Source organism: Chelativorans sp. J32, assembly GCF_000518985.1.
In the GTDB taxonomy this organism is placed as follows: domain Bacteria; phylum Pseudomonadota; class Alphaproteobacteria; order Rhizobiales; family Rhizobiaceae; genus Chelativorans.
This window is the reverse complement of the sequence record NZ_JAEQ01000023.1, coordinates 1-17,098: the sequence shown is the minus strand read 5'-3', so window position 1 is coordinate 17,098 and position 17,098 is coordinate 1. Positions and strand designations below refer to the sequence as shown.

Annotated in this window: 15 protein-coding genes; 9 read left to right on the top strand and 6 right to left on the bottom strand. The window is 61.5% G+C overall.

Annotated elements, in window-relative coordinates; genetic code table 11:
• Positions 1 to 102: 102 nt before the first annotated feature.
• Both CHEJ32_RS25650 and CHEJ32_RS0121265 read left to right on the top strand, forming a co-directional pair.
• Positions 103 to 321 (top strand): DUF1674 domain-containing protein, encoded by a 219-nt coding sequence (locus tag CHEJ32_RS25650; RefSeq protein WP_034658908.1) that lies wholly within the window; start codon positions 103 to 105, stop codon positions 319 to 321.
• Between the two features lie 67 nt (positions 322 to 388).
• Positions 389 to 829, top strand: a complete 441-nt coding sequence (locus tag CHEJ32_RS0121265; protein WP_034658907.1) for a thermonuclease family protein — start codon at positions 389 to 391, stop codon at positions 827 to 829.
• Between the two features lie 6 nt (positions 830 to 835).
• Here CHEJ32_RS0121265 and CHEJ32_RS0121260 read toward each other — a convergent pair whose 3' ends face one another.
• A complete protein-coding gene (locus CHEJ32_RS0121260) occupies positions 836 to 1,528 on the bottom strand; it encodes a DUF1013 domain-containing protein (protein WP_028035584.1) in 693 nt (230 codons plus the stop codon).
• Between the two features lie 221 nt (positions 1,529 to 1,749).
• Here CHEJ32_RS0121260 and CHEJ32_RS0121255 point away from each other — a divergent pair, with 221 nt between their 5' ends.
• The 3 genes from CHEJ32_RS0121255 (at position 1,750) to CHEJ32_RS0121245 (ending at position 7,008) form a co-directional block, all read left to right on the top strand.
• Positions 1,750 to 3,951, top strand: a complete 2,202-nt coding sequence (locus CHEJ32_RS0121255; RefSeq protein WP_028035583.1) for an esterase-like activity of phytase family protein — start codon at positions 1,750 to 1,752, stop codon at positions 3,949 to 3,951.
• Between the two features lie 286 nt (positions 3,952 to 4,237).
• Positions 4,238 to 4,708 (top strand): (2Fe-2S)-binding protein, encoded by a 471-nt coding sequence (locus tag CHEJ32_RS0121250; RefSeq protein ID WP_028035582.1) that lies wholly within the window; start codon positions 4,238 to 4,240, stop codon positions 4,706 to 4,708.
• Positions 4,705 to 7,008, top strand: a complete 2,304-nt coding sequence (locus CHEJ32_RS0121245) for a molybdopterin cofactor-binding domain-containing protein (protein WP_051469830.1) — start codon at positions 4,705 to 4,707, stop codon at positions 7,006 to 7,008. The genes CHEJ32_RS0121250 and CHEJ32_RS0121245 overlap by 4 nt, the downstream gene beginning before the upstream one ends.
• Before the next feature lie 141 nt (positions 7,009 to 7,149).
• On the opposite strand, the gene CHEJ32_RS0121240 is transcribed toward CHEJ32_RS0121245, so the two are convergent.
• From CHEJ32_RS0121240 to CHEJ32_RS25645, 5 genes are all read right to left on the bottom strand, one after another.
• Entirely contained in the window at positions 7,150 to 7,908 is a 759-nt protein-coding gene (locus CHEJ32_RS0121240) for an amino acid ABC transporter ATP-binding protein (RefSeq protein WP_028035580.1), read from the bottom strand.
• 28 nt (positions 7,909 to 7,936) lie between these two features.
• Positions 7,937 to 9,067 (bottom strand): amino acid ABC transporter permease, encoded by a 1,131-nt coding sequence (locus tag CHEJ32_RS0121235; RefSeq protein WP_028035579.1) that lies wholly within the window; start codon positions 9,065 to 9,067, stop codon positions 7,937 to 7,939.
• Positions 9,064 to 10,275 carry an ABC transporter permease subunit gene (locus CHEJ32_RS0121230; protein ID WP_028035578.1) on the bottom strand — a complete coding sequence of 404 codons (1,212 nt, stop codon included), beginning with the start codon at positions 10,273 to 10,275 and terminating at the stop codon, positions 9,064 to 9,066. Before CHEJ32_RS0121230 ends, CHEJ32_RS0121235 begins: the two co-directional genes overlap by 4 nt.
• A gap of 67 nt (positions 10,276 to 10,342) precedes the next feature.
• The gene (locus CHEJ32_RS0121225) at positions 10,343 to 11,374 is read right to left on the bottom strand and encodes a transporter substrate-binding domain-containing protein (RefSeq protein ID WP_028035577.1); all 1,032 of its coding nucleotides are present in this window, start codon (positions 11,372 to 11,374) and stop codon (positions 10,343 to 10,345) included.
• Between the two features lie 290 nt (positions 11,375 to 11,664).
• Positions 11,665 to 12,609 carry a LysR family transcriptional regulator gene (locus tag CHEJ32_RS25645; protein WP_051469829.1) on the bottom strand — a complete coding sequence of 315 codons (945 nt, stop codon included), beginning with the start codon at positions 12,607 to 12,609 and terminating at the stop codon, positions 11,665 to 11,667.
• Positions 12,610 to 12,751: 142 nt separating this feature from the next.
• Between CHEJ32_RS25645 and glyA the strand changes: the two genes are divergently transcribed.
• From glyA to CHEJ32_RS0121200, 4 genes are all read left to right on the top strand, one after another.
• On the top strand, positions 12,752 to 14,029 hold the full coding sequence (gene glyA, locus CHEJ32_RS0121215) for a serine hydroxymethyltransferase (RefSeq protein WP_028035576.1): 1,278 nt from the start codon (positions 12,752 to 12,754) through the stop codon (positions 14,027 to 14,029).
• Positions 14,030 to 14,161: 132 nt separating this feature from the next.
• Positions 14,162 to 15,055 (top strand): bifunctional methylenetetrahydrofolate dehydrogenase/methenyltetrahydrofolate cyclohydrolase FolD, encoded by an 894-nt coding sequence (folD, locus tag CHEJ32_RS0121210; RefSeq protein WP_028035575.1) that lies wholly within the window; start codon positions 14,162 to 14,164, stop codon positions 15,053 to 15,055.
• Between the two features lie 25 nt (positions 15,056 to 15,080).
• Entirely contained in the window at positions 15,081 to 15,977 is an 897-nt protein-coding gene (purU, locus tag CHEJ32_RS0121205; RefSeq protein WP_028035574.1) for a formyltetrahydrofolate deformylase, read from the top strand.
• 156 nt (positions 15,978 to 16,133) lie between these two features.
• The coding region (locus CHEJ32_RS0121200) for a D-amino acid dehydrogenase (RefSeq protein ID WP_028035367.1) at positions 16,134 to 17,098 on the top strand (965 nt) is incomplete at its 3' end.

The following is a 17,098-nucleotide window of genomic DNA, read 5'->3' as shown; positions in this document are numbered from 1 at the left end:
GTAACTCCGCGAATCGCCGCTACTGATCGAGCGGCCCGTTGCCTATATGATGGGAACGAAACCTTGCATATTCAACAAAACGGCCGCAGCCCGAGAAAGGACATGACCGTGCCAGAAGAGGCGAAGCAGGAAGTCGCGCCTGCCCGTGATCCCGCCAGCCTGCCACCCGCCGCGCAGCGGGCTTTACAGGAGGCCGAGGAACGGCGGAAACGCTATGAGGAGGAGCAGGCGAAAGCACCACGCGAGATCGGCGGCCGCAAGGGGCCGGATCCTGCGCGCTACGGCGATTGGGAAGTGAAAGGCATCGCCAGCGACTTTTGAGGCGGGGGATGTGGAGGAACCCGCTCCGGTCTTGTGTCCTGCCGGCTATAGGAATAATATCCTATTCATGCCGACCCGCTCCCTATCCGTTGTCATTCCTGCCGTCCTTGGCCTCTACACGGCGCCGCTTCTCGCCGGGGAAACGATTCTTGGCCCAGTCGCGGCGGAGGTCGTACGTGTCATCGACGGCGATACTTTCGTGGCGGATGCCCATGTGTGGCCAGGGCAGAAAATTACAGTAAGCGTGCGGATCCAAGGCGTGGATGCGCCGGAAATGAGGAGCAGATGCGGCGTGGAGAAAGCTGCGGCGCGAAACGCGCGCGATAAGCTGGAAGCGCTGATCGGCGGAACGGTGGTCCAAATCCGCAATGTCAGCGGCGATAAATATTTCGGCCGGGTGCTTGCGGACGTCGCCACCGAGCAGGGCTTGCCGGTGGCGGAAAGCTTGCTGGAGCAGGCGCTGGCCAGAGCCTATGACGGCGGCCAGCGCATCAGCTATTGCGGCTGAACGCGGTTATTCCTCGTCCTCGTCGCGTCGCGAGCGAAGGGAGGAAAGCTTGGCGAAAACGGCATCCGCGTCGAGTTCCTTCTCTTCCGGCTCTTCCCGTTGAGCGTCGTCGACCGCCATCTTCTCCGTTTCGGTCGCAGGAAGGAGCGTGTCGCCGGCAGGCGACGGCGGAGGTGCGTGACGGGCCGCGCGGCTAACCTCCATGTCGAGATCGATCTGGGAGCATAGTCCCAGCGTCACCGGATCCATCGGCACGAGATTGGCCGAATTCCAGTGCGTCCGATTGCGGATCTGCTCGATGGTCGACTTGGTGGTGCCAACCAGCCTCGAAATCTGTGCGTCCTTCAGCTCCGGATGGTTGCGCACCAGCCAGAGGATGGCATTCGGCCGATCCTGCCGCTTGGAGAGCGGGGTGTAGCGCGGGCCCTTGCGCTTGGTTTCGGGCACGCGAACTTTGGGCTCCGAAAGCTTGAGGCGATAATTGGGGTCGGCTTCGCCGCGGGCGATTTCCTCGCGCGTGAGCTGACCGGTGATCACCGGGTCCATGCCCTTGATGCCCTGCGCCGCGTCGCCATCCGCAATCGCGCTTACCTCCAGCGGGTGGAGTTTGCAGAACTCGGCGATCTGGTCGAAGGAAAGCGCCGTGTTGTCCACCAGCCAGACGGCAGTTGCCTTCGGCATGAGAAGCGTGTTGACCATCGCAAAATATCCTGTGTTCGCCCGCTTCCCTAGAGCGGGCGGTGGCTACTACCACCAATGTATGGGAATGCCGTTTATATAGTTGCATTCACTAGCCGAGGCAAGAAAACTATTCATCCGAATTGGTCCGAGAGCGTCATCGGACTGTCATTGTCCCGTCACGAGCCTGCAATCCTCCTCTTCCAATAAGCGCTGTTTCCAATTGATTGAGGGAGATGGGGATGGGCCGTCCTTCACTGCTTTACACGCTTGCCGCAACACTTTCGCTTTCAACCGCAATGCCTGCCTTCGCGGAACAGGCTTTCAACCGGGTCGCCACGTTCGCGGTGGCCGAGAACCTGCCGGCTGATGCCGATCCGGCAAGCACCACATCGTCCGAGATCATCACGGCGAGCGAGGATGGCAACACGCTCATCTATTCCGACAGCCCGCTGGGTGCGATCGGGTTCGTGGATATCACCGATCCGAAGGCGCCAAAGGCCGGCGGCATCATCAAGGTGGAGGGCGAGCCCACATCCGTCACGGTGGTTGGCGGCAAGGCCATTGCCGGGGTGAACACCTCCGAAAGCAAGGCGAATCCGTCCGGCAACCTGCTTCTGGTCGATATCGCGCAGAAAACTGCGGAAGCCTCCTGCGATCTCGCCGGCCAGCCGGATTCCGTCGCCATCAGCAAGGACAAGCGTTTCCTCGCAGTCGCCATTGAGAACGAGCGCGATGAGGATGTGAACGACGGCGTCATCCCGCAGATGCCTGCGGGCGCGCTGCAGATCTTCTCGCTCGTGGACGGCGCGCCGGATTGCGGCAGCGCCAAGACAGTGGCGCTGACAGGTCTCGCCGAAGTGGCCCCGGAGGATCCGGAGCCTGAATTCGTGGCCTTCAACGATGCGGGTGAGATCGCCGTCACGCTGCAGGAGAACAACCATATCGCCATCGTCTCCGCCGAGAGCGGCGAGGTGACCGGCCATTTCTCCGCCGGCAGCGTGAGCATCGAGAACATCGATACGCTCGATGATGGCGCGCTCCGCTTCGACCAGAAGGCGGAAAACCTGCTTCGCGAGCCCGATGCTGTGAAGTGGCTCGACAATGATCGCCTGGTTGTCGCCAATGAGGGTGATTACGAGGGCGGCTCGCGCAGCTTCACCATCTTCTCCAAGACGGGCGAGGTGCTATACGATTCCGGCGCCGATCTCGATCGTCAGGCAGCTCTCGTCGGCCATTATCCGGATGGCCGCTCCGATTCCAAGGGCGTGGAGCCCGAAGGCATGGAAGCCGCCGCTTATGGCGACCAGCGCTATTTCTTCGTGGCCGAGGAGCGCTCCTCGCTGGTCGCCGTCTACCGCGATACCGGTGCTGAACCCGAATTCGTGCAGGTCCTGCCGTCCGGCATCGGTCCGGAAGGTGTCCTCGCCATTCCCCAGCGCAATCTCCTGGTGACCGCCAATGAGACGGATCTGGTGGAAGATGGCGGCGCTCGCTCGCATGTCATGGTCTATGAGCTCGGCGAAGGCGCGCCTGCCTATCCGATGATCAGGTCGGTCATGCAGGAGGGCAAGCCCATCGGCTGGGGCGCTCTCTCCGCACTCGCGGCCGACCCTGCGCAGGCAGGCCATCTCTTCGCCGCGTCCGATTCGTTCTATGAGGCCGAGCCGGCGATCTTCGCGATCGATGCAGCCAAGACACCCGCCGAGATCACGCGCAAGATCGTCGTCAAACGGGGCGATGCACCAGCTCAGAAGCTGGATATCGAGGGATTGGTTGCTGACGGGGAAGGCGGCTTCTGGCTCGCCTCCGAAGGCGATAGCCGCAACCTGATCCCTCATGCCCTCTACCATGTGGACGCCGAGGGCGTGATCGACGAGGAGATCGGCCTGCCTGCTGAGCTGCTGGCGAACGAGCAGCGCTACGGGTTCGAGGGCATCACCATTGTCGGCGCGGGTGAGGACCGCATGCTGGTCATGGCAGTCCAGCGCGAGTGGAAGGACGATCCCAAAGGTCAGGTGAAGCTTCTCGCCTATAAACCGGAGAGCGAGGAATGGTCAGCCGTACGTTACCCGCTCGATCCCACGGAACAGGGCTGGGTGGGGCTTTCCGAGATCACCTTCCATGACAATGCGCTCTACATCATCGAACGTGACAATCTGATCGGGACGGCGGCTAAGAACAAGCGGCTCTACAAGGTCGCTCTGGACTCCTTCCGGCCCGCAGCTCTCGATGCGGAGCTTCCGGTGGTGGAAAAGACGCTTGTCCGAGACCTGATCAATGACATTCAGTCCGCCACCAACGGTTATGTGGTGGACAAGGTGGAAGGCTTCACCATCGACGCTGCCGGCGAAGCTTACTTCGTCACGGACAATGACGGTGTGGACGATTCCTCGGGTGAGACGATCTTCGTCCGTCTCGGCCGGCTGGACGCAGTGAATTAGGCGGGGGACGGGGGTGGTGTGATCTCTCTCGCCACCCCCTTATTTTCAACCGTCTTTCTCGGAAGAGTATTTCCCGTGGGTGTCACGGTCTGAGAAGGCCTGCAACCCTGGCCGAACACCGAAAGGAATCGGTGGTGGGCATGGCAGAGCTCGCCAAATCATTTTTCGTTGATCAGCCGTAAGGTTGACGCTGCCGCGCAACGGGCAGTAGCCTTTCCGTCCTCTCCGTGCGTTGCACGAACACCCAGTATCGCGGCCTTCTGCGATTCGAGGCAAGGAGGACTTCATGGCAGATTCGATTACTCTCAACGTCAACGGCCAGGACCACACGGTCCAGGCCGACCCCGACAGCATGTTGCTTTATGCGTTGCGGAACGACCTTGGCCTCCACGGTCCAAAATTCGGCTGCGGACTTGGGCAGTGCGGCGCCTGCACGGTGATCATCGATGGTGCGGCGACACGGTCCTGCGTAACGCCGGTTTCCGCCGTTCAGGGCAACAAGATCGTTACCTTGGAGGGGCTCGGCACAATCGATTCGCCGCATCCCTTGCAGCAGGCTTTTATCGACGAACAGGCGGCGCAGTGCGGTTACTGCATCAACGGGATGATCATGACGGCCAAGGCGTTCCTTAACGAAAATCCCGATCCCAGCCGCGATGATATCAAGCAGGCGCTGAACGAGAATCTTTGCCGTTGCGGCACGCATATGCGCATCGTGCGCGCGGTCGAGCGCGCTGCCAAGGGAGGTCAGGGATGAACACACAGCCGCAGGATCTGCACGCGTCCAAGTCGTCGCTTAGCCGGCGCAATTTCCTCAAGGGCTCGGCAGGCCTCGTCGTGGCCTTCACGATAGTCGACCCGAGGATGGCCTTCGCCGCCGCGGGTGGGGACGGGGTCTCGGTCGCCTCACCTGCCTCAAGCAAGCTTTCCGCTTGGCTTGCCATCAACCCTGACAACACGGCCACGCTCTTCACCGGCAAAGTCGAGACCGGGACCGGCGTGGAAACCGCACTGGCGCAGATCGCTGCCGAGGAGCTGGAGTTTCCTGTCGATCGGCTTGAGGTCGTGATGGGCACCACCTCCAAAACCGTTGATCAGGGGCCGACATACGGCAGCATGAGCGTGCGTTATGCCGGCCCGCAGATCCGCAACGCCGCAGCCGCCGCCCGGCAGGCCCTGCTGGACATGGCGGCAGAGCACTTCAAGCTGCCGGCACAGCAGCTCGTTGCGCGCGAGGGAACCGTGAGCGTCATAGGCGCGCCGGCAAACACCATCAGTTTCGGCGAACTCGTCGCCGGCAAGCAGCTGGATATCGACATCGAGGCTTCCGGCACTGGGTTTGGTCTTCAGGTCGCGCCCAAGGCGCCCGTGAAGGATCCCTCCACCTATGCGGTGATCGGCCAGTCCGTCCGCCGTAAGGACATTCCCGGCAAGGTAACGGGGCAGTTCACCTATATCCAGGACGTCAAGATCGACGGCATGATTCATGGTCGGGTCGTGCGGCCATATGGGGTGGGGGCGGAGCTTGTCAGCGTCGACGAAAGCGGCCTGAAGGATATTCCCGGATTTGTGCAGGTGGTCCGCCGTGGCAATTTCCTCGGGGTGGTCGCCGAGACGGAATGGGCTGCCATCCAGGCAGCCGAGAAGTTGGGATCGACACTCCATCCGGAAGGGCCGCAGAGCGCCCAGGCGAAATGGGGCGAGTGGACGGGCCTGCCGCAGCAGGACGAGATCTGGGATACGCTGCGCAAGACCACCGGAACCAACGAATCCGTGGCTGCCAAGGGCTCCGTGGACATGGCCCTGCCATTCGCGGCCAAGACGATCCAGGCCACCTACCAGACGCCTTTCCAGATGCATGGCAGCATCGGTCCGTCCTGCGCGATTGCCGATGTGCGTCCGGACGGCGCTACATTCTGGGCCGGCACGCAAATGCCGCATCAGATGCGGGCGGATATGGCCAAGATGTTGGGCCTGCCGGAAGACCGGATCGAGGTCATCTGGCATGAAGCGTCGGGTGCCTATGGCCGAAATGGACTGGAGCACGTCATCCCGGATGCGGCGCTTCTTTCGCAGGCAGTAGGGCGACCGGTGCGTGTGCAGTGGATGCGGTGGGACGAGCATGGCTGGGAACCGAAGGGGCCGCCAATCGTCCAGGATCTCACCGGGGCGCTGGATGAGAATGGCAATGTCGTCGCCTGGCGCCATCACATGTGGGTGCCGACGACCGGCGACACGCGCCTTGTGGCGGTGGAACTTGCCGGGCTCCCTGAAATCGGTGGGGAAGGGACCGGCAACGCCTCGATCACCTATGCGTATAATTTCGACAATGCCGATGTCGCGTGCCACGGCATGGGGCGTGTGGGTCTGCTGACGGCATGGCTGCGATCACCAGCCCAGTTCGAGACGACCTACGCCATGGAAGCGTTCATCGACGAGCTTGCCGCCGAGGCGAAGCAGGACCCCCTCACCTTCCGCCTCAAATATCTGAACGATCAACGCGCGATCGACGTGTTGCGGGCGGCGGCGGAAGCTTATGGCTGGGAAAGCCGACCCTCGCCGGCGCCTCAGCAGGACGGCAAGATGGCCACAGGCCGCGGTATCGCCTGGGTCAATCGCGACGACGTCCGCGTTGCCACGATCGCAGAGGTCACCGTCGACCGCGAAAGCGGAGAAATCCGCGTCAAGCGCGTGGTGGTGGCGCATGACTGCGGTCTTGTGGTCAATCCCGACGGCCTGCGCAATCAGATCGAAGGAAACATAATCCAGTCTATCAGCCGCACGCTTCACGAGGAGGTGACGTTCGACACTTCGCGCGTCACCAGCCTCGATTGGGAAGGCTATCCGATCCTCCGCTTCGAGGAGATCCCGGATCAGATCGACATGGTCTTCGTGAACAACCGGCCGGAATATCCTTCCTATGGGGGCGGCGAACCATCGACGTGCCCAACGGCGGCGGTGATCAGCAATGCGGTCTATGATGCCGTTGGCGTACGGCTTCGGCAGACGCCTTTCAGGCCGGAACGTGTGAAGGCAGCGATGAGCCAGACCGGCTAGGGCATTTGCCGGGCGAGCGGTTGTGAGTGCGCTCGCTCTTCGGATCAAACGGCTGACAACGGCGCTACCGCTGTCAGCCGCAAAATTTTTCAGAAAATCGTCGAGAAGTTAAGTGACCTGCGGGCAGTGCCGTCAGGGTCCTCAGTGTTTCAGCACGCGTGCGAGGAAAGAACGTGCGCGCTCGTTCTTCGGATTCTCGAAGAACTCGTCGGGCTTGCCGATTTCCATGATCGAGCCCTGATCGATATAGACGATCCGGTCAGCGACCTCGCGCGCAAAGCCCATTTCGTGGGTAACGATCATCATCGTCATACCATCGGCAGCAAGCTCGCGCATGACGTCAAGAACCTCGCCGATCATTTCCGGATCGAGCGCCGAGGTGGGCTCGTCGAAAAGCATCAGATGCGGCCCCATCGCCAGCGAGCGCGCAATGGCGACTCGCTGCTGCTGGCCACCCGACAATTGCCCGGGATATTTGTGGGCATGCGCCTTGAGACCGACGCGGTCGAGCAGGGTCAGCGCAGTCGCCTCGGCTTCCGATTTCGACTTCTTTCGCACCCGCATCGGCGCGATGGTGATGTTCTCCAGCACCGTCTTGTGCGGAAAAAGATTGAACTGCTGGAAGACCATTCCGACGCCCTTCCGGATGGCCGCCAGCTCCCGCTCGCCGCCAAGCAGACGGTCCGCCTCCACCGGCATGTGGAAACCGTCGACCATGAGGCTGCCCTTCTGGTACATCTCAAGACCGTTGACGCAGCGGATCAGGGTGGACTTTCCCGACCCGCTTGCCCCGATGATGACGACGACCTCTCCGCGCGCGACGGTCAGATCGATGTCCTTCAGGACATGGTGGCTGCCGTAGAACTTGTTGAGGCTTTTCATTTCGACGATCGTGTTCATCGCGATGCTCCGGAATGAGGAATGTCGGTCATCTGCTGCCGCGAGCGAGGTGAGCCTCTAGCTTGCGGGCCACGTATGTGATCAGGGAGCCGACAAGGAAGTAGGTGAGGAACAGGAACGAATAGACTTCATAGGTGCGATCGCCATATTGCGGATTGGCGAGGATCATCTGCCCGGCGCGCAGGAAGTCCGTCAGTCCGATGATGAAGACGAGCGGCGCCGTATTGAAGATGTCGAGCACGTTGCCGACCAGCGGCGGAACCACCACCCGGATCGCCTGCGGCAGGACGATCGAGCGGTTGATGTCGAACTCGCTCATGCCGAGCGAGCGCGCTGCTTCGGTTTGCCCCCGCGGTACCGCCTGCAGGCCGCTGCGCACATATTCGGCCACATAGGCGGAATAAAAGAGGGTGAAGCCGATCATGCCGCGCGCCACATCCGCCAGGTTCCATTGCGGCGCCAAGACGGGCATCAGGATCCAGATCCAATAGACGACGAGGATCAGCGGCACCGATCGCATCACCTCGATGTAGGCGGTGCAGATGATGCGGACGCTGGAAAAGCGGCTGCGGCGACCAAACGCCAGCAGAATGCCGATCGGAAGCGACACGATTGCAGTGACGAGCGTGAGGAGGATGCTGAGCAGCAGGCCACCCCAAAGTCCGACACCAGGCGGCGACATGACTGCGAAAATCGCGATCAGGCCGATAAAGCTCGCCGCCATGAGCGCGCGGCGGGAGGCGGGGATGTACGACGTCACTGCCCATCCACCGGCAAACACCGCGACCGCGGCCGCCATGAAGAGCAGGTTGATGAGATCGCTGGTGCCGGTCAGCACTGCCGCGGCTGCCCAGACCAACGCCAGGAATCCAGCGTGACGGCTCCTGAATGCGAAAACGCATCCGAGCCCTGCGCCGAGCAGCGCTGCGATGATGATCACGGCTGTCCATGCGCGCCATGCCTGGTCGGCAGGGAAGATGCCGATCATGAGAACGCGCAGGCTCTGCGGGATGATATCCCATTGTGCCTTTGTCAGCGCCCAGTCGAGGGACTGGTAGATGAGCCAGAGAACGCCGGGGATAACGATGATGGACAGCAGCGCATCGAAGGGCTTGCCGAACAGATTGTGCCTGGACCATTTCAGGGCGGTAGCGATCATCGTGCTGCTCCGCGTTTGGTGAGACGACGGTCGGCCCAGGCGACGAGGCCGCTGATGACCCAGCTCAGGACAAGATAGGAAACCATCACGATGACGATGCCCTCGAGGCTGTGGCCCGTCTGGTTGGCGATGGTCCCGTAGATATTGAAGAGCTCGGGATAGCCGATGGCGATGCCAAGGGCGGTGTTCTTCGTCAGGCTGATATACTGGTTTCCAAAGGAAGGCAGGACCACACGGAAGACCTGCGGGAGGATGATATCGTTGACGGTATTGCGGCGGCTGAGGCCGAGCGAGGCCGCTGCCTCCCACTGCCCCTTGGGCAGTGCGTCAATCGAGCCACGCACGATCTCGGCGATATAGGAGGCACTGTTGACGACGATAGCGAGAAGCAGAGCAGCCATTTCGGGGCTCATGCTGGTGCCGCCGCTCGCCTGGAATCTCGAGGTGACGGGATAATCCAGCCCCAAAGTTCCGGTCGCCAGCATCACGCCGAGGAGCACGACGGCTGCGCCGGCGCAAATCCAGCGGATTTTCGCGCGCCCGTTCAGGATCAGGCCGAGTATGGCCGCGCAGCAGGCGACCGCCATTGCGACAGCGAATGGCGAGCTACCGCCATGCCACACAGGCGAGGGGAAATAGAGACCCTGCTGGCTGATCACGACGCCGTAGAACTTGGCGGCGGCCGCAAGCGGGGGGAAATGCAGGACCACCGCGAAGTACCAGAAAACGAGCTGGATCAGCAGCGGCGTGTTGCGCACGAACTCGACGCACCAGAAGGAGAGGTTGCGAACGACCCAGTTGGTTGAAAGCCTCCCGACACCGAGAAGAGTGCCGAGCACCGTGCTCAATATGATGGCGAGAACCGCGACCTTTATCGTGTTCACGATCCCCGTGACAAAGGCCTGGGCGATGGTGCGGTCCGCAGTGAAGCTGGTGAGGCTCGGCCAAAGGCCATTGTCGAAAACGAGCGTCTTGCCTTCGCTGATGTCGAAGCCGGCGGCATCCCAGAGGAAGGAGAAGCTGAATTGGATGCCGTGCCGCGCAAGTCCTTCCTTCACCGCGTAGGCGAAGAGGGCCACCAGAGCGACGGCCGCAGCGATGATCGCGACCTGAATGGCATCATGCCTGAACCGGTTGCGCCGCCGCTTTGAGGCTAGCATGTCGCTTTCGGACGCAAACGCACGCGCATCCGTTCGATCGATGGTCATGTCGAAGTTCCGAGCGCTTTACAAAAAGAACGCTGGGGCGGATGTCCCGCCCCAGCGAGCTACAGGATCAGTTCCAGAGGGGCGAGTAGATTGCGCCGCCCTCTGTCCAGAGAGCATTCGGCGTGCCTTTGCGCTCCAGATACATCTTGGTGTCGGGGCCAAGATTGCGGTTGTAGATCTCGCCGTAGTTTCCGACGGCCTTGATTGCCTGGGCGACAAAATCGTCCGAAAGGCCGAAGTCCTTGCCATAGCCGCCGCCGATGCCGAGGAATTTCTGGACGAACGGATCGTCGCTCTTCAGCTTCTCTTCCAGATTGGCCTGGGTGATGCCGGATTCCTCAGCCTGGAAAAGGCCGTAGGTGATCCAACGCAGCGCGTTGCGCCACTTGGAATCATTGGCCGCGACGAAGCCGGCGAAAGGCGACTTGTCGAGCGTGTCGGGGAGGATCACATAGTCGGCCGGATTGGGTGAATTGCCGGCCCAGGCGGCCAGCGCCGACTTGTCGGTGCTCATGGCGTTGCAGCGGCCGGAATTCAGCGCGGCGAAGAGCTTTTCCAGGTTCTCATAGGTCAGGACCTTGGAATTGGCCCAGCCGCGCGCCTTGAAGGCGCTGGTGAGAACGGTTTCCGTGACCGAGCCTTGCGTGGTGCAGAATGTTGCGCCGTCGAGCTCGGCGAATTCCTTCACGCCGAGATCGGCTTTCACCATGATACCGGTGCCGTCGTAGAAATTGATCGGCAGGAAGTCCACGGCGATCGAGGATTCGCGAGCCGGCTTGATGGTGGTGTGCGCGAAGACGACATCGACCTGGTTGGTCAGAACCGCATCGAAGCGGCTCTTGTCGGTCACCGTGACGAACTTGACCTTCGAGGCATCCCCCAGCACGGCGGCAGCGACGGCCTTGCAGAAGTCGACGTCGAGGCCTTCCATCTGTCCGGTGGTAGTATTGAGGTAGCCGAAGCCGGGAGCCGTGTTGTCTGTCCCGCAGTTCAGCGTGCCGCGCTGCTTGACGGTGTCGAGCACGGAGGCCGAGGCCTGGGTGGCGGCAAGGGCGAGCCCCGCAAAAACGCCGGCGGTGAGGATTTTGGTAAGTTTCATCGCATTCCCCCTGTTTCTATCGCAAATCTGCGGACGCGCAGGACGCTTGTTCTCTAGCCGTTGTGAGTGGACGATAGGGGCAACAGCGGCTTTTGCCGTTCTGAAGCTGATGTTCCCGTTGTTGGCCTATGGTCGCCTCGGAAAATCCGATGCACGAGCCCAATCCAATCGGCATTCGAGACGATAGGAATGCGGTTCATGCAGGTCTACTTAATTCTGCTTTATTGACAGTTTAGCAAAATTTACGAATTAAAAGTGTTTGGAGCTTAAGCACATACACCGGACAAGCGTCAACCAGCTTCGAGCTTGGACACTACCTCTTCGATCGTCGGCAGGCGGCGTCGGGCCCCGACGCGCTCGTTGACCTGCGTTATGAATGCCTGGACCGCGGGGCTGCGCTTCTCTCCCTTCCGGAAGGCCAGAGATATGTTGCGCCTGATTTCGGGGACGATCTTGCAGACCCATACGTCTTCCAGGTCATAGCTGACTCTCAGGCCCGGAATGGTGGATATTCCGTAGCCCTCGCGGATCAAGGCGATCGTGACCTCAAAACCCTTGCAACGCGCCACAATGTTCGGCGTGAAACCGGCCGCCTGGCAAGCATCGGAAATCATCTTGGTGTAGGTTGAGGAGGCCGTGTCGAGTGCCCAGCGCTCATCACGCAATTGCTGGAGGGTCACCGTAGGCCGCCCGGCGAGATGATGCTTGGGGGACACCATTACATTAAAGACGTCCTCCATCAGCGGGATGGTTTCAATATTCGGATCAAGCGCGCCCGGCGGCACGTTCAGATCGTCGATGATCGCAACGTCCGTCTGCCAGCTGCGCAGCGCGGCAAGGCTCTCCGCGGGCTCCATCTCGTCGAATTGCACGGTGAGCCGCGGATGCATCCTATGAAGATCGTGGATTGTCCCGGCTACAAGAGCTGCTGCCACGGAAGGAAACGCCGCTACGCGCAGTTCTCCGGCAATGACCTTCTTCAGCTCGGCGATGTCGGCGCGGGCCGACTCCAGTTCCACGAGGATGCGCTCGACACGATCGACCAGCTGTCTGCCGGCAAGCGTGAGTTCGACCCCGCGGCCGCGGCGCTCGATCAGGTCGATCCCCACTTCCTCTTCGAGAAGCGCGATCTGCTGCGAGACGGCAGAAGGTGACACGTAGAGCGCTTCCGCAACTGCGGCCATCGTCTTTCGGATCGATAATTCTCGCAGGGCACGCAGGCGGGCAAGATCCATGGCGAACTCCCTTGGGATGTCGGGCCAATGATTAGCAGATCAGAACGTACCCGCAAATATTATTAACTTTTTCTGGATCAAGGAGGTGGCTACCTTTCGCCCCAACCTGAAAATGGCACAATAATTTTTTGGAGTGAGGGCCATGAGCGAACAGACGAAAGCCTTTTTCAACGCCTCGGTTCACGAGCGCGATCCTCTCATTGCTCAGGCGCTGGACAATGAGCGCAAGCGCCAGCAGGACCAGATCGAGCTCATCGCTTCCGAAAACATCGTCAGCCGCGCCGTTCTCGACGCGCTCGGCCACGAGATGACGAACAAGACGCTGGAAGGCTATCCCGGCAATCGTTTTCACGGTGGCGGGGAATTCGTCGACATTGCCGAGCAGGCCGCAATCGACCGCGCGAAGGAGCTGTTCAACTGCGCCTATGCGAATGTCCAGCCCCACTCTGGCACTCAGGCGAACCTCGCCGTCTTTTTCCTGCTTCTCAAGCCGGGCGACAAGGTGCTTTCGCTCGACCTCGCCGCGGGTGGGCATCTCTCCCACGGCATGAAAGGGAACCTGTCGGGCCGCTGGTTCGAGGCGCACAGTTACAATGTCGATCCGGAAACGGAAGTCATCGATTACGACGAGATGGAGCGCATCGCCGAGGAAGTACGCCCGAAGCTTCTTATAACCGGCGGTTCTGCTTATCCGCGCGAGCTCGACTTCGAGCGCATGGGACGGATCGCGGAGAAGGTCGGCGCCTGGTTCCTGGTGGACATGGCGCATATCGCCGGTCTGGTCGCGGGCGGCGTGCATCCCTCACCGTTCCCGCATGCCGATATCGTGACTTGCACCACCACCAAAACACTGCGCGGCCCGCGGGGCGGCCTGATCCTCACCAACAACGAGGAATGGTTCAAGAAGCTCCAGTCGGCCGTGTTCCCGGGCGTGCAGGGCTCGCTCCACAGCCAGGTTCTCGCGGCAAAGGCAATTTGCCTTGGTGAAGCGCTGCAGGACGACTTCAAGGTCTATGCCGCTCAGGTGAAGGCCAATGCCAAAGTGCTGGCTGCAACACTGATGGAGCGGGGCGTCCGCATCGTTTCGGGCGGCACGGACACGCACATCGTCCTGCTCGACCTGTCGAGCAAGGGCCTCATCGGCAAGCAGGCTGAAGTGGTGCTGGCGCGCGCCAACATCACCTCGAACAAGAACCCCGTCCCGAACGACAGCCCGCGCCCGCCAGAGTGGGTCGGCCTTCGCCTCGGCGTTGCCGCCGCGACAACGCGCGGCATGAAGGAAGACGAGTTCCGCACGATCGGCAATGTCATAGCCGATCTCATCGAGGCCGAGGCATCGGGCAATGCCGACTCCGTGGTGGAAGCGGCAAAGGCGAAAGTTGCCGAGCTGACCAAGGCTTTCCCCCTCTACGGACACTGACGGTCCAACATCGTCAAAACCCGACCGAAGTGCCGTGCCCAAGGCCGGTACGGCACTTCGCATGAAGAATGCGAGGATTCCCAGCGCAGGCACGCAGAGAGTCGGCCCGCATGAAAAGCGAGTGGGATTGGCATGGGAATGGATAGAATTTCGGGCCCCGCCATCATCGATGGAAAACAGTTCGCGGCCGGGCTGCTTGAGCAGCTCAAGGGCCGGATCGAAGACCTCAAGGAGAGAACCGGCAACATCCCGGGCCTCGCCGTGGTTCTCGTCGGCGAGGATCCGGCAAGCGCCGTCTACGTCTCTTCAAAGCACCGCCAAAGCATCGCGGCCGGTATGCGCTCCTTCGTTCACCGGCTCCCCGCGGAGACCACGCAGGAGGAGCTGATGGCTCTGATCGACCGGTTGAACGTCGATCCCGAAGTCCACGGCATCCTGGTTCAGCTCCCGCTCCCCAAGCATCTCGATGCGAATGCCGTCATCCAGGAAATCAATCCCGAAAAGGATGTCGATGGCTTTCACATCTCGAATGCAGGGCGGCTGGCCACCGGCCAGGATGCGCTTGTCCCCTGCACGCCGCTTGGCTGCCTCATGCTGATCAAGGACCGCCTTGGCAGCGATCTTTCCGGCAAGAACGCCGTCGTTGTCGGAAAATCGAACATCGTCGGCAAGCCCATGGCGCAACTCTTGCTCCAGGAGAACTGCACCGTCACCATCGCGCATTCCCGCACGAGGAACACGCCGGAACTGTGCCGGACCGCCGACATCCTCGTCGTCGCCGTTGGCCGGCCGGGGCTCGTCCGCGGCGATTGGATCAAGCCGGGCGCCGTCGTGATCGATGTCGGGATCAACCGGATTCAGGAAGAGGGCAAGTCGCGCATCACCGGTGACGTCGCCTTCGAGGAGGCGGCGCACGCCGGCGCGATCACGCCCGTGCCTGGCGGCGTCGGCCCCATGACCATCGCCTGCCTGCTGTCCAACACGCTGACCGCCTTCTGCCGGCAGAACGGTCTCCGCGCCAATTGAACGGTATCCAAAAAGGTTTCACGCCATGACCATCCCATCCAACCGCTATGCTCTGCGTGTCGCCTGCCCGTCCATCCGGGGCGTAACGGCGGCAATCGCCTCTTACCTTTCCAGCAATGGCTGCAATATCTCAGACAGTGCCCAGTTCGACGACGCCGATACCAGCCGCTACTTCATGCGTGTCAGCTTCCGGTCGGAGGAAGGCCGTACGCTTGACGACTTGCGTGAAGGCTTCACCGAGATCGCGAGGAGATACGAGGCAGAGGCCGAGTTCTTCGACGAGACCGCCAAGCGCAAGGTCATCCTGATGGTTTCACGCTTCGGCCATTGTCTGAACGACCTGCTCTACCGTTGGCGCATCGGCGCGTTGCCGATCGACATCGTCGGCGTCATCTCGAACCATATGGATTACCAGCGGCTCGTGGTGAACCACGATATCCCTTTCCACTGCATCAAGGTGACGAAGGAAAACAAGCCCGAAGCCGAAGCCGCCCAGATGCGCATCATCGAGGAGACCGGCGCCGAGCTGATCGTTCTTGCGCGATACATGCAGGTCCTTTCGGACGAGATGTGCAGCAAGATGTCCGGCCGGATCATCAACATCCACCACTCCTTCCTGCCGTCCTTCAAGGGCGCCAATCCCTATAGGCAGGCATTCGAGCGCGGCGTGAAGCTGATTGGTGCGACGTCCCACTATGTGACGGCGGATCTGGACGAGGGGCCGATCATCGAGCAGGACATCGTGCGCGTGACGCATGCGCAAAGCGTCGATGACTATATCAGTCTCGGCCGCGACGTAGAAAGCCAGGTCCTGGCACGCGCGATCCACGCCCATATACATGGCCGCGTGTTCATGAACGGAAACAAGACGGTGGTCTTCCCGCCATCGCCGGGCTCTTATGCGTCGGAGCGCATGGGGTGAGGCATGCACGTGAATTCAGGCGGCACGGCCCTTAAATCTATTGCTCGCCTCAGCAATGGTCGCTGGCTCGCGGTGGGTCGCGGCGGTTGAAATCAATAACCGAATAAGCCTCGTCAGCGGGCATTGACCCCCGTCATATCGATCATCGAGAAACTCATGAAAGTCATTGTTTTGGGTGCCGGTATAATCGGCGTGACGTCGGCCTATCAGCTGGCGAAGGCGGGCCATGAGGTCATCGTGGTCGACCGGCAGGCTGGCCCGGCTCTGGAGACCAGCTTTGCAAATGCCGGCGAGGTGTCCTTCGGCTATTGCTCGCCATGGGCCGCACCGGGCATTCCGGTCAAGGCAGTGAAGTGGCTGTTCATGCAGCACGCGCCGCTGATCCTGCGGCCCAAGGTCGATGCGGCCATGCTGTCATGGCTGGTCCAGATGCTCGCCAACTGCACGTCCAGCCGCTATGCGATCAACAAGAGCCGCATGCTGCGCCTGGCCGACTACAGCCGCATCTCGCTGGCGGAGCTGCGCGCCGAAACGGCCATATCCTATGACGAGCGCATGCAGGGCACGCTGCAGCTGTTCCGCACCCAGCAGCAGCTCGACGCCTCGGCCAAGGATGTGAAGGCACTGGCCGCCGACGGCATCCCCTATGAAGTGCTCGACCGGGACGGTTGCATCCGCGTCGAGCCGGCGCTCGCCCATGTGCGCGACAGGATCGTCGGCGGCCTTCTGACGCCGAAGGACGAGACCGGCGACTGCTTCAAATTCGCCAATGCGCTCGCCGAAAAAGCCGCAGCGCTCGGCGTGAGCTTCGCCTATGGCACGAAGATCAAGGGCCTGGATGTGGAAGGCGGCCGGGTTCGCGCCGTCGTGACCGAGCGGGGACGGCTTGCCGCCGATGCGGTTGTCGTCGCGCTCGGCAGCTATTCGCCGCTCCTGCTCAGGCCGTTCGGNATCCGCCTGCCCGTCTATCCGGTCAAGGGCTATTCGCTGACGATCCCGATCACCGATGCCGCGCGCGCGCCGGAATCGACCGTCATGGACGAAACCTACAAGATCGCGATCACCCGGCTCGGCGACCGCATCCGCGTCGGCGGCATGGCGGAGATTTCCGGCTACACCAA